The organism is Candidatus Mycobacterium methanotrophicum (genome assembly GCF_023515995.1).
Taxonomy (GTDB): Bacteria; Actinomycetota; Actinomycetes; order Mycobacteriales; family Mycobacteriaceae; genus Mycobacterium; species Mycobacterium methanotrophicum.
This window is the reverse complement of sequence record NZ_CP097320.1, coordinates 3,011,043-3,023,086: the sequence shown is the minus strand read 5'-3', so window position 1 is coordinate 3,023,086 and position 12,044 is coordinate 3,011,043. Positions and strand designations below refer to the sequence as shown.

Annotated in this window: 13 protein-coding genes and 1 pseudogene; 7 read left to right on the top strand and 7 right to left on the bottom strand. The window is 66.1% G+C overall.

Translation table 11 applies throughout. From position 1 onward, the window contains the following. Positions 1-23: 23 nt before the first annotated feature. Entirely contained in the window at positions 24-419 is a 396-nt protein-coding gene (locus M5I08_RS15540; RefSeq protein ID WP_219066203.1) for a DUF421 domain-containing protein, read from the bottom strand. Between the two features lie 216 nt (positions 420-635). On the opposite strand from M5I08_RS15540, the gene fadD6 reads away from it, so the two are divergent. From fadD6 to M5I08_RS15510, 6 genes are all read left to right on the top strand, one after another. Next, positions 636-2,357, top strand: a complete 1,722-nt coding sequence (gene fadD6, locus M5I08_RS15535) for a long-chain-acyl-CoA synthetase FadD6 (protein WP_370328648.1) — start codon at positions 636-638, stop codon at positions 2,355-2,357. A gap of 176 nt (positions 2,358-2,533) precedes the next feature. Further along, on the top strand, positions 2,534-3,358 hold the full coding sequence (gene folP, locus M5I08_RS15530; protein ID WP_219066247.1) for a dihydropteroate synthase: 825 nt from the start codon (positions 2,534-2,536) through the stop codon (positions 3,356-3,358). Beyond that, on the top strand, positions 3,355-4,377 hold the full coding sequence (locus tag M5I08_RS15525) for a glucosyl-3-phosphoglycerate synthase (RefSeq protein WP_219066205.1): 1,023 nt from the start codon (positions 3,355-3,357) through the stop codon (positions 4,375-4,377). Before folP ends, M5I08_RS15525 begins: the two co-directional genes overlap by 4 nt. Before the next feature lie 18 nt (positions 4,378-4,395). Further along, positions 4,396-4,749 carry a DivIVA domain-containing protein gene (locus M5I08_RS15520; protein ID WP_219066206.1) on the top strand — a complete coding sequence of 118 codons (354 nt, stop codon included), beginning with the start codon at positions 4,396-4,398 and terminating at the stop codon, positions 4,747-4,749. Further along, positions 4,746-5,336: a DNA-3-methyladenine glycosylase I gene (locus M5I08_RS15515; RefSeq protein WP_370328491.1), complete on the top strand. Its 591-nt coding sequence runs from the start codon at positions 4,746-4,748 to the stop codon at positions 5,334-5,336. The genes M5I08_RS15520 and M5I08_RS15515 overlap by 4 nt, the downstream gene beginning before the upstream one ends. Positions 5,337-5,502: 166 nt before the next feature. Next, positions 5,503-5,670, top strand: a complete 168-nt coding sequence (locus M5I08_RS15510) for a DUF3117 domain-containing protein (protein ID WP_003406247.1) — start codon at positions 5,503-5,505, stop codon at positions 5,668-5,670. Here the strand turns inward: M5I08_RS15510 and glgA are convergent. Continuing rightward, on the bottom strand, positions 5,667-6,836 hold the full coding sequence (gene glgA, locus M5I08_RS15505; protein ID WP_219066207.1) for a glycogen synthase: 1,170 nt from the start codon (positions 6,834-6,836) through the stop codon (positions 5,667-5,669). The two genes, M5I08_RS15510 and glgA, sit on opposite strands and share 4 nt — an antisense overlap. Before the next feature lie 134 nt (positions 6,837-6,970). On the opposite strand from glgA, the gene glgC reads away from it, so the two are divergent. Continuing rightward, positions 6,971-8,185: a glucose-1-phosphate adenylyltransferase gene (gene glgC, locus M5I08_RS15500; protein WP_219066208.1), complete on the top strand. Its 1,215-nt coding sequence runs from the start codon at positions 6,971-6,973 to the stop codon at positions 8,183-8,185. Between the two features lie 73 nt (positions 8,186-8,258). Here the strand turns inward: glgC and M5I08_RS15495 are convergent, their stop codons facing one another. From M5I08_RS15495 to M5I08_RS15475, 5 genes and pseudogenes are all read right to left on the bottom strand, one after another. Then, positions 8,259-8,930: a methyltransferase family protein gene (locus tag M5I08_RS15495; RefSeq protein ID WP_219066209.1), complete on the bottom strand. Its 672-nt coding sequence runs from the start codon at positions 8,928-8,930 to the stop codon at positions 8,259-8,261. Between the two features lie 16 nt (positions 8,931-8,946). Continuing rightward, positions 8,947-10,041 (bottom strand): efflux permease Rv1217c-related protein, encoded by a 1,095-nt coding sequence (locus tag M5I08_RS15490; protein ID WP_219066210.1) that lies wholly within the window; start codon positions 10,039-10,041, stop codon positions 8,947-8,949. Continuing rightward, positions 10,035-10,516 (bottom strand): annotated as a pseudogene (locus M5I08_RS15485) (ATP-binding cassette domain-containing protein). Before M5I08_RS15485 ends, M5I08_RS15490 begins: the two are co-directional and overlap by 7 nt. Then, the gene (locus tag M5I08_RS15480) at positions 10,506-11,144 is read right to left on the bottom strand and encodes a TetR/AcrR family transcriptional regulator (RefSeq protein ID WP_219066211.1); all 639 of its coding nucleotides are present in this window, start codon (positions 11,142-11,144) and stop codon (positions 10,506-10,508) included. Before M5I08_RS15480 ends, M5I08_RS15485 begins: the two are co-directional and overlap by 11 nt. Before the next feature lie 71 nt (positions 11,145-11,215). Then, the gene (locus tag M5I08_RS15475; protein WP_219066212.1) at positions 11,216-11,884 is read right to left on the bottom strand and encodes an O-methyltransferase; all 669 of its coding nucleotides are present in this window, start codon (positions 11,882-11,884) and stop codon (positions 11,216-11,218) included. Positions 11,885-12,044: the final 160 nt, after the last annotated feature.

Genomic DNA, 12,044 nt, shown 5'->3' with positions numbered 1-12,044 from the left:
CTGCCGTCAAGAGGCGCCGGTCGTCACTGATCGGCTGCGTCCAGAATCGAGATCGCGCCTCTGGTTTCGAAAATCGCGAGGCGAACGCGGTCAGCGCTTTGGCGCCCGTGCTGTCGTAACACAGCCGCCAGGTCGTCGGGGGTCATTCCGCATTGACGAAGGCTTCGATAATCGACCCGTCCGTCGCGGATCAGGACTTTCATCGGCGGATCGATGAATCGCCCAATCCCGGGCACGAAGCGCAGCCTCACCACTGCCGTATGGATGAGGAGCACGCAGAACAGCGCCGTGGATGCGGTAAGCCATGATGTGTCGCTGGCGGTAGCTGACCGGCCGACGATGGCTCCGGAGGCAACCGCAGCGAGCCGGTCGATCGGCGTGAATTCCGCGAGGGTGCGGCGCGCCGCGAGGCGAAACATGATCGATAGCTTCCGAGGTGGCCGGCGGGTGAAGAATGCCCGCTGCTAACGCTGTGCCGGAAGGCCCGCCTCCTCCTCAGACCGCTGCCGCGGTCTGCATCGTCGCCGAGCTAGGCTGGCCGCGCATACTGCGGTTCAGCAAAGTAGGGGATAACAGTGTCTGACCACGACTCGGGTGCTCGTTCGTCGGTCGGGCTACTCGATATCGCCACCCGGATGCCCGGGGTGTTGACCGACGTTCCGGTGATAGTCCGCGGCGTGCTCACCGGGCTGCTGGCCCGGCCGACCTCCAAGACGTCGATCGGCAAAGTGTTCCAGGAACGTGCCGCCCGCTTCGGCGGCCGGGTGTTCATCCGGTTCGGCGAGCAGGAGCTGACCTACCGCGAGGCCAATGCGACCACCAACCGCTACGCCGCGGCGCTGGCGGCGCGTGGAGTCGGTCGCGGCGACGTCGTCGGGGTCATGCTGCGCAACTCGCCGAATGCGGTGCTGATGATGCTGGCCGTGGTCAAATGCGGCGCGGTCGCCGGGATGCTCAACTATCACCAGCGCGGCGAGGTGCTGGCGCACAGCCTCGGCTTGCTGGACGCCAAAGTCCTTGTCGTGGAATCCGACCTGCTCGACCCGGTAGACGAATGCGGCGGGTCCGGCGTTGCACCGACGACGGTCGATGAGATGCAGCGCGTGGCGGCCACCGCGCCCACCACCAACCCGGCGTCGGCATCGGCGGTGCTGGCCAAGGACACCGCGTTCTTCATCTTCACCTCGGGCACCACGGGCCATCCCAAGGCCAGCGTGATGACGCATCGTCGGTGGTTGTCAGCTTTGGCTGCGTTCGGCGGACTGGGCTTGCGGCTCAAAGGTTCCGACACGTTGTACAGCTGTCTGCCGCTGTACCACAACAACGCGCTGACGGTGGCGGTCGGCGCGGTGATCAACTCGGGGGCAACGCTGGCCCTGGGCAAGTCCTTTTCGGCGTCGCGGTTTTGGGACGAGGTGATTGCAAGCGATGCAACGGCATTCATCTACATCGGCGAGATCTGCCGCTACCTGCTCAACCAGCCGGCCAAGCCGACCGACCGCGCCCACAATGTGCGGTTGATTGCCGGCAACGGGTTGCGTCCGGAGATCTGGGACGAGTTCACCACTCGGTTCGGCATCGCGCGCGTCTGCGAGTTCTACGCGGCCAGTGAGGGCAACACCGCGTTCATCAACATCTTCAACGTGCCCAGATCGACTGGTATCGGGCCGATCCCGTTGGCCTACGTACACTACGATCCCGACACCGGCGAACCGCTTCGCGGCGACGATGGCCGGGTGCAGCGGGTGCCCGCCGGCGAGCCGGGTCTGTTACTCAGCCCGGTGAACCGGCTGCAGCCGTTTGACGGTTACACCGATCCCAGTGCGAGTGAAAAGAAGTTGGTGCGCAACGCCTTTCGTGACGGTGACTGCTGGTTCAACACCGGTGACGTGATGAGCCCACAGGGCATGGGCCACGCCGCCTTCGTCGACCGGCTCGGTGACACCTTCCGCTGGAAGGGCGAGAACGTCGCCACTACCCAAGTAGAACGGGCGCTGGCGGCCGAGAAGTCTATCGAGGAATGTGCTGTTTTCGGTGTGGAGATTCCCGGCACCGACGGGCGCGCGGGGATGGCTGCGGTCAAGCTGCGCGACGGTGTCGAGTTCGACGGGAAGGCGATTGCCCACACCGTCTACGACCAGCTGCCGGCATACGCGAGGCCGCTGTTCGTGCGGGTGGTCGAGTCGATGGAGCACACCACCACGTTCAAGAGCCGCAAGGTGGACCTGCGCGAGCAGGCTTACGGCCCCGGCATCGACGACCCGCTGTATGTGTTGGCCGGCCGCGAGGAAGGCTATGTGCCGTTTTACGACGAGTATCCGGACGAGGTCGCGGGCGGTAAGCGACCGCAAGGCTGAGCGTGCGTCGACGGCCCGCCCGGCGAGACTGCGCTGGCGGCATCGACACTGCGCACCCGGCGCGAAACCGTGAGATAGGCCGACCTGGGCGCAGTCTCGATCACCAAGACGGGCACCATGGACGGGTGCGCTCCACCCTGTGCGGTCGCCGAGTAGCCAGTGACCGCCCGCTGATCATGGCGATCATCAACCGCACGCCGGATTCGTTTTTTGACCGCGGTGCCACGTTCGGCAATGACGCAGCCCGCGACGCTGCGCACCGCGTCGTTGCCGAGGGCGCCGACGTCGTCGACGTGGGCGGCGTCAAGGCGGGCCCGGGGGAGAGCATCGACACCCAAACCGAGGTCGCTCGGGTGGTGCCGTTCATCGAATGGCTGCGCGATACCTACCCCGACCAACTGATCAGCGTCGACACGTGGCGCTCCGAGGTTGCCCGGCAGGCCTGCCGGGCGGGCGTGGACCTGATCAATGACACCTGGGGCGGTTTCGACCCCGCGATGCCCGAGGTGGCTGTGGAGTTCGAAGCGGGGCTGGTGTGTTCGCACACCGGGGGTTTGCCGCCACGTACCCGGCCGTTCCGGGTCAGCTATGGGACGAGCACCCGCGGCGTGGTGGACGACGTGATCCGCGAAGTCACCGCTGCCGCCGAGCAGGCGGTGGCCGCCGGGGTGGCCCGTGACCGCGTGCTGATCGACCCGACCCATGACTTCGGCAAGAACACTTTCCACGGCCTGACGCTGTTGCGTCACATCGAAGATCTTGTCAACACCGGCTGGCCGGTGTTGATGGCGTTGAGCAACAAAGACTTCGTCGGGGAGACTCTGGGCGTGGATCTGACCGAACGGCTCGAGGGGACTCTGGCGGCCACCGCGCTCGCGGCGGCCGCCGGAGTGCGGATGTTCCGGGTGCACGACGTCGGGCCTACCCGGCGGGCGCTGGAAATGGTGGCGTCGATCACGGGGCAGCGACGGCCGACGCGCACGGTGAGAGGACTGGCATGACGGCATCAGAGCTCGTCGATCTCGCCGCCGAGGGGGCCTTGACCGCGCTGCCCGGCGACGTCTGGCTGGCCGACCGCAGCTGGACCCGTCCGCACTGGACGGTCGAGGAGTTGGTGATGGCCAAAGCCAAAGCGGCCGGCCGAACCATCTCGGTGGTGCTGCCTGCCCTCAATGAGGAAGACACCGTCGAATCGGTGATCGAAAGCATCTCGCCGCTGGTCGGCGGGCTGGTCGATGAGCTGATCGTGCTCGATTCGGGCTCCACCGACGACACCGAGATCCGAGCGATCGCCGCGGGCGCGCGCGTCATCACCCGAGAACAAGCGTTGCCGCACATCCCGCCGCGGCCCGGCAAGGGGGAGGTGCTGTGGCGCTCACTGGCGGCCACCGACGGCGACATCGTGGTGTTCGTCGACTCCGACCTGATCGACCCGCACCCGATGTTCGTGCCGCGGCTGCTCGGGCCGCTGCTCACCGAGGACGGCGTTCACCTGGTCAAGAGTTTTTACCGGCGACCGCTCAACGTCGGCGACGCCAGTGGCCGCGAAGGCGCCACCGGCGGTGGCCGGGTCACCGAGCTGGTGGCGCGGCCGCTGCTCGCGGCGCTGCGACCGGAGCTGGGCTGTGTGCTCCAGCCGCTGGGCGGCGAATACGCGGCCACCCGCGAACTGCTGACGGCGCTGCCGTTCGCCCCCGGTTATGGCGTCGAAATCGGCCTGCTGGTCGACACCTATGACCGGTTGGGCTTGGACGCGATCGCGCAGGTCAACCTCGGTGTGCGGGCACACCGCAACCGGCCGCTGGCCGAGTTGGGCCCGATGAGCCGCCAGGTCGTGGCGACCCTGCTATCGCGCTGCGGCATCGCCGACTCCGGAGTGGGGCTGACCCAGTTCTTCGTCGACGGCCCAGACGGTATGGGCTACACCCCGCGCACCTCGACGGTCTCGTTGACCGATCGCCCGCCGATGAACGCGCTCCGGCCTCCGCGCGACGGGCGCAGCGGGTCGCCACCGAACTGATAAGGCAATATCGGTCACGTGGCTTTGGTGTTGCTCTACGTGGTGGTGCTGGTCTTGCTCGCGATCGTGCTGTTCGGTGTGGTCAGTTTGCTGTTCGGCCGCGGCGAGCCACTGCCGCCGCTGCCCAGGGGGACGACGCCCACAGTGCTGCCGGCCTCCGGCGTCACCCGCGCCGACGTCGAGGCGGTCAAGTTCACTCAGACGCTGCGCGGCTACAAGACCGGTGAGGTGGACTGGGTGCTGGACAGGCTCGGGCAGGAGCTCGACTTGCTGCGCGGTCAACTCTCGTCGGTGCACGCCGCCGCGGCTGGCGACGGCCCCGACGATCCAGATGTCGCCGCCGACGTGGCCGACGACCAGGAGCCGACATGACCGCGGTGGACGACAACGGCCTGATCCGCTGTGACTGGGCGGAAACTCGGCCGGGCCCGGACTTCGCGCTCTACCGCGACTATCACGACCGGGAATGGGGCCAGCCGTTGCGGGGTCGGGTGCCGCTGTTCGAGCGGTTGAGCCTGGAGGCCTTTCAAAGCGGCCTTTCCTGGTTGACCATCCTGCGTAAGCGGGAAAATTTCCGGCATGCCTTCGGCGGCTTCGACATCGAGACGGTCGCCCGCTACACCGACGCCGATGTGGCCAGGCTGCTGGCCGACCCGGGAATCGTCCGCAACCGCGCCAAGATCGAGGCGACCATCGCCAACGCGCGTGCCGCCGCCGACCTAAAGTCTCCGGACGACCTCTCCGGGTTGCTGTGGTCGTTCGCACCGCCGCCGCGGCCCCGGCCCGCGGACGCCGCAGGAGTCCCTGCGGTCACTGCGGAATCCACCGCCATGGCACGCGAGCTGAAGCGGCGCGGCTTTCGCTTTGTCGGACCGACGACCGCGTACGCGTTGATGCAGGCGACCGGGATGGTCGACGATCACCTGCGAACCTGCTGGGTGCCCTCGAGGCCTCGATGAAACGCCGATCCGGAGGTCGTGTACAGCCGCCGGGCCGCATAGGGGACAATGGGGGGGTGAATTTGCAGTTCAATGCCGGGGATGGCTGGAATTCCACTGGCGGGGCATGCCCGGAGCGTACCCGGTCCGTGACGACGGGCCACCTCGAACCCGGAGGGAGCACTCGATGGCGGCGATGAAGCCCCGGACCGGAGACGGTCCACTGGAAGCGACCAAGGAGGGGCGCGGCATCGTGATGCGGGTACCGTTGGAGGGCGGTGGTCGACTCGTCGTCGAACTGACACCCGACGAAGCCGCTGCGCTGGGCGACGAACTCAAAGGCGTCACCAGCTAAACCAGCTTCCGGTAGATCTCCAGCGTTTGTTCTGCAATGCGAGGCCAGGAGAATTCCGCGATGCAGCGCTGCCGGCCCGCTTTCCCGTAGCGCTTCGCCTTTTCGGGATCGGCGATCAGGGCGTTGACCGCCTCGGCGAGTCTGCTCCGATAACCGACGGCATCGTCGGGTGCGTAGTGCACCAGCGAACCCGTCACCCCGTCGGCGACCACCTCGGGAATGCCGCCGACATCGGAAGCCACCACCGCGGTGCTACACGCCATCGCTTCGAGGTTGACGATGCCCAACGGCTCGTACACTGACGGGCATACGAAAACCGTTGCAGCCGAAAGTATCTCGCGTATCTTCCCGATGGGCAGCATTTCTCTCACCCAGAACACGCCGAAGCGCTCGCGGACCAGGTCGGCTATCCCGGCAGACACCTCGGCGGCAATTTCCGGTGTATCGGGCGCTCCGGCGCACAGCACCAGTTGCACGTCGGGGTCGAATCTGTGTGCGGCCTCCAGTAGATGGGCGAGGCCTTTTTGCCGGGTGATTCGCCCGACGAACGCCACTATCGGCCGGTGATAATCGACGCCGAGGTCGGCAAGCACGGAATCCGCTGGGAGGGTCGCCAACTGCTCGGCCGGGTGCCACACCTCGGTGTCGATTCCGCTGCGCACGACGTGCACCCGGCTGGGATCCAGCGTCGGGTAGACCCGCAGGACGTCGTCGCGCATACCCGAGCTGACGGCGATAACGGCGTCCGCGGCCATCACTGCGCTCTGTTCCGCCCACGACGAGATCCCGTAGCCGCCGCCGAGCTGTTCTGCCTTCCACGGCCGCAACGGCTCCAGCGAGTGGGCGGTCAACACATGCGGGATGTCGTAAAGCAATGCGGCCAGCCGCCCGGCCAACCCGGTGTACCAGGTGTGGGTGTGGACCACGCTGGCCTCGGCGGCGGCATTGGCCATCGTCAGATCGCACGACAACGTCGACAGCGCCGGGTTCGCGCCGCGCAGCTGTGTGTCGGGCTGGTAGGCGAACGCGCCCGCGCGGGGGGCGCCGATGCAATGCACGTCAACCTGGCACAGGTTGCGCAGTTGCGCGACGAGCTCGGTTACGTGTACCCCTGCGCCGCCGTACACCTCCGGCGGATACTCCCGAGTCATCATCGCCACCCGCATACCGGCACGGTAATAGCCGCATCCGGATAGCGGCGCGGCCGGGTTGACTTAAATGGCTTGATGGACAATCCGTCAGCGTGGGTATTCACCAGCATGACCTGGCAGCGGTTGGCCCCGGCCGCTAGGTTTGGCTCATGAGGGAAGCGCCACACGTGCTGGGCATTGTCCTGGCCGGCGGGGAGGGCAAGCGGTTGTATCCGTTGACTGCGGATCGGGCCAAACCCGCGGTTCCCTTCGGCGGCGCCTACCGGCTGATCGACTTCGTGCTTTCCAATCTCGTCAACGCCCGCTATCTGAGGATCTGCGTTCTCACCCAATACAAGTCACACTCGCTGGACCGTCACATCTCGCAGAACTGGCGATTGTCCGGGCTGGCCGGCGAGTACATCGCCCCTGTTCCGGCCCAGCAGCGGCTCGGCCCGCGCTGGTACACCGGTTCGGCCGACGCGATCTATCAATCGCTGAACCTCATCTACGACGAGGATCCCGACTACATCGTGGTTTTCGGCGCCGACCACGTGTACCGGATGGACCCGGAGCAGATGCTGCGTTTCCACGTCGACAGCGGCGCCGGGGTAACGGTGGCGGGCATCCGGGTACCCCGCGCCGAGGCAACCGCGTTCGGGTGCTTGGACGCCGACGATTCCGGGCGCGTCCGCGGCTTCGTCGAGAAGCCGGCTGAGCCGCCCGGCACGCCGGATGACCCCGATAGCACTTTCGTTTCGATGGGCAACTACATCTTCACCACCAAAGTGCTCATCGATGCCATCCGTGCCGATGCCGACGAAGATCACTCCGACCACGACATGGGCGGTGACATCATTCCGCGGCTGGTGTCCGACGGGTTGGCCGCGGTCTACGACTTCTCCGACAATGAGGTCCCCGGCGCCACCGACCGCGATCGGGCGTACTGGCGCGATGTCGGTACGTTGGACGCCTTTTACGACGCCCACATGGATCTGGTGTCGGTGCATCCGGTGTTCAACCTGTACAACAGGCGCTGGCCGATCCGCGGCGAGTCGAAGAATCTGGCGCCGGCCAAATTCGTCAACGGCGGCTCGGCGCAAGAGTCGGTGGTTGGGGCGGGCAGTATCATCTCGGCCGCGTCGGTGCGCAACTCGGTGGTGTCGTCGAACGTCGTCGTCGACGACGGCGCGATCGTGGAGGGCAGTGTGATCATGCCCGGCACCCGCATCGGCCGCGGAGCGGTGGTGCGTCACGCAATTCTGGACAAGAACGTCGTCATCGGACCGGGCGAAATGGTCGGGGTGGACCTGGAGAAGGACCGGGAGCGCTTCGCGATCAGCGCCGGCGGCGTGGTCGCCGTCGGCAAAGGCGTCTGGATCTAAGAACTGGCGAGCAGACGCGAAAGGCTCTAAAGGATCGCCGTGTCGGGCGCTTTTGTGTCTGCTCGCCAGGGCCTCACCACACGCCAGGCGCCAGTCGATAGCGCACCTGCTGGGTGTATTCGCGGTAGCCGCTCAACTCGTGCGCGAGCAGATGTTCTTCGTCGCGAATGCGCAGCACGAGCACGGTCAGGCCGGGGATGACGAAGACCAAACCCCAGTACGAGCCGAGCGCCAACGGGATGCCGGCCATCAGGATGACGTTCCCGGTGTACATCGGGTGCCTTACCAGCCCGTACAGCCCAGTGGAAACGAGGCGCTGGCCCTGCTCGACAACGACATTGACTGCCGCATAGCCGTTTTGGATAACCACCAGCATGTCAACGCCGAGCCCGATCGCGACCAGGGCATCGCCAACCAGCGAGACCGTTGTCGGTACCGCGGACCAGCCGAAGCGGTGATCAAGCGCGCTGACCACGAACATGGCCGGAAAGCAGATGAACGCGACGGTGATCAGGATCCGCTGCAGCGTCCGGGTCTCCGCAAACGGCCCACGCATGCGCCGCTCGAGCGCGGCCGGGTTCGTGCGCATCAAGTACACGCTGGGGATCCACGTGGAGAGCGCGAACACCGCGAGGAAGACCCACCCCTGCCAGTAATGGAACGTCCCGGCCGGCAGGAACAGCATCAATCCGAAGGCCGCCAGTCCCAAAGTGGCTGAAACTAATCCCTTACCAACAGCATTCATGACAGCCTCCTTACGTCTACACGTCACGGCGGCGGAAGGCCGCCATGCCCAGCGCGGTTAGCGCGGCGTCGGTCACCAACAGCCACAGCAGTGGAACCGGCGTGAATGCGCCGCCGGTGACCCGCGGAATGTGCGCGAACGGTTCGAGGTCGAGCAGCCACTGGGGAAAGCCCGACAGCGAACCGATCAGATACCGGGCGACGAACCCGACCAGCACGCCCCAAGACAGTGCGCTGAATCTCGGCGCCAGCCCGAACAATGCGACGGTCACCGCGGCGGAAAGCCACACGGCGGGCAGCTGTACCGCGGCGGTGGCGATGGCAAAAGAAAGCTTGCCGCCGATGTCGTGGGCAGCGACCCCGTAAGTCAGTCCGGCCGCCGACCCGGCAATCAACATCGCGACGGCAGAGCCCACCAGGGCGACGGCCAGATGGCCTGCTAGCCAACGGCTTCGGCCTCCCGCGCCGCCCAGCACCGTTTCGGCTCGCTGGCTGGCCTCCTCTTGGTACGGCCGCAGTGTCAGCGAGATAGCGAACGCGGACGCCATCATGCCCAGCATGCAGAACCCGACTGCAATAAAGGCCTGCTCCACGGCACTGGTACCGCCCATCCGCGCGACAATGTCTTGTGCCGTGCCGCCGCCCAGCTCGTCGCCGATACCGTGCACCACGCTGCCGATCAACAAGCCATAGAGGCACAGCCCCACCGTCCACAGCAGCAGCGCGCCGCGATCCAGCCGCCAGGCCAGCCCGAGGGAGCCCCGCAGCGTCGGCGTTGCGCCCGCCGGACCCGCACGTTCGGCGATCAACCCTGCGCCGACATCGCGACCGGTCGCGCCAAGGCTGTCATTGTAAATCTGGCCGTAGAGTGCCCGTTGCGCCGGGCTGGCCATAATCGTGGCGGCGAAGGCGGCGCGGGCTGCTTGGTCGGGGTAAACCTTTTCGATGCTGCCGACGTAGACGGTCGACAGCGGTAGCGAGAGCAGAAACACCCACAGCGGCAAGACCACCCGGTCCCGGCGCAGATAGAGTCGCAGCATCCCCAACGTACCCGTGAACGCCGAACCACGTTGTTGCGCTTCGTGTTCCGGATATTTTGGTCGATTCAACATGGTGGTCGCGCCCGCACCTCTTGACTGCTGACTTCGCGCCGGCCACCGGTGCCGATGCCGTAATGGCGCAGGAAAAGTTCCTCGAGCGTGGGCGGCTGGCTGACGAGACTACGCACGCCGGCATCACCGAGCACTCGGATGAGCTCGCCGAGGCTCTCACTGTCGACGTGGGCCCGCAGCGTGGTTCCGTCGAAGCTGACATCCTCGACGCCGCGGATCCGGGTGAGATCACCCGGATGGCGCTGCATTTCGGCCTTGATCGATGTGCGGGACAGGTGTCGCATCGACTATCGGCCTTGACCACTCGCAGCAGTATGCGGATCGTCGTCGACTTTCCGGCGCCGTTGGGCCCGAGGAAGCCGTGTACCTCGCCCTCGCGTAACGTCAAGTCAAGGCCGTCCGACGCCCGGACTGTACCGAAATTCTTCGTTAAACCGTGGATTTCGATAGCAGCTCGGTAGTTGTCAACTGGCATCGGATTCTCGTTCTTGTCGGGCCAGGAAGGCGTCGTACATGGTGCTGTCGGTCATCAAGCCCTCGGTATAGAGCTCGAGCGCGGGCAGCGTCATGTCACGGGAGTAGTCGCGCAGAACCGCGCGCAAATCCGTTGGCGTTTCATGCATCTGCAGATACAGCAGGAAGCCGCCGCCGCTGGTGATCGCCAGATACTTCGCCCGGGCGCGGGGATCTCTGCTGGGTTTGAGGATGCCGGTCTGCACCCCTTCGTCGAGGTAACTCTCGGCATCGTCGATCATCTTGCGCCATAACGTGTTCACCAGCTCGCCACCGGAGTGCATGCTGCGTACCAAGTACGCCATCAACGGCGCGTACTCGTCGATCTCGGCCATCGCGGCGAACCACGTAGCGGGATCGCTGGAGCGCATGGCCTCCGACTTCCCACTGCGGATCTCTTCCGCGACGTAGTCGTCACAGGCGCTGCGCAGACCGTCCTTGGAGCCGAAGTGATGGATAACCAGCGCAGCGCTCACTCCCGCCGCTTCGGCAATCGATCGGAGCCCAACGCCGAAGCCATGCTCGCCAAACTGCTCGATCGCCGCGTCGCGGATCCGAGCCGCGGCGGTCAGATCTCGGGCTGAACGCATGTTCAGGATATTAAACGTTCGTTCAGTTGAACGTCAAGCAGAAACGCCGCCAAGGATCCGTAACGGCTGGATCAGTCGCGGACGGCAGCCAGCAAGCCGTCGCCGAGCGGCACCAACGCCGGTGTGAGCAGCTCGTTCTCCGCAATGAGTCGTGCCGCTTCCCGCACCGCTGCGACCTCCGCGTCGCGCGCCGCTGGGTCGCCGGCTCGCCCACCCAGTGCGGCGCCGTGAACAACGATGACCCCGCCCGAGCGCAGCAGTCGCACACCCTCGACGACATATTCCGGCTGGTCAAGCGGCTCGGCGTCGATGAAGACCAGGTCGTAGGACGCGTCGGCCAGCCGGGTCAGCACCTCCTGGGCCCGGCCGCCGATCAGCCGAGTCCGCGATGGCCCGATACCGGCGTCGGAAAACGCCTGCTTGGCGATCAGTTGGTGTTCGGGCTCGATGTCGATCGTGGTCAGCACGCCGTCGTCGCTCATCCCCGACAACAACCACAGGCTGCTGACTCCCGCACCGGTACCCACTTCGACGACCGCTTTGCCGCCACTGAGCTTGGCCAGCAGGCTGAGCAGTGCCCCCACCGCGGGCGTCACCGCGCCGGCGCCGATGTCGACGGCGCGCTCGCGGGTGGCCAACAGCAGCGCGTCTTCCAAGATCGACCCCTCGGCGTGCGCGCAGAGCGATTCGGCCCGACTCATCGGAGCCGACTGGCCTGGTGTGCGGTCGGTGGTGGCCATGCCTGCAGCGTAAATCCATCCGATGCCGCGTGCGGTCAGGCGCGCCCGGTGCTACTGTGTGGGCGCGCTGCGACACGCCCAACCCTCGCGGCGGGTCAAGGTCACAATTTGATGAATACGACCTGCGCAAGCAGGTGCGGGTGACCATTCTCAGTCAAAG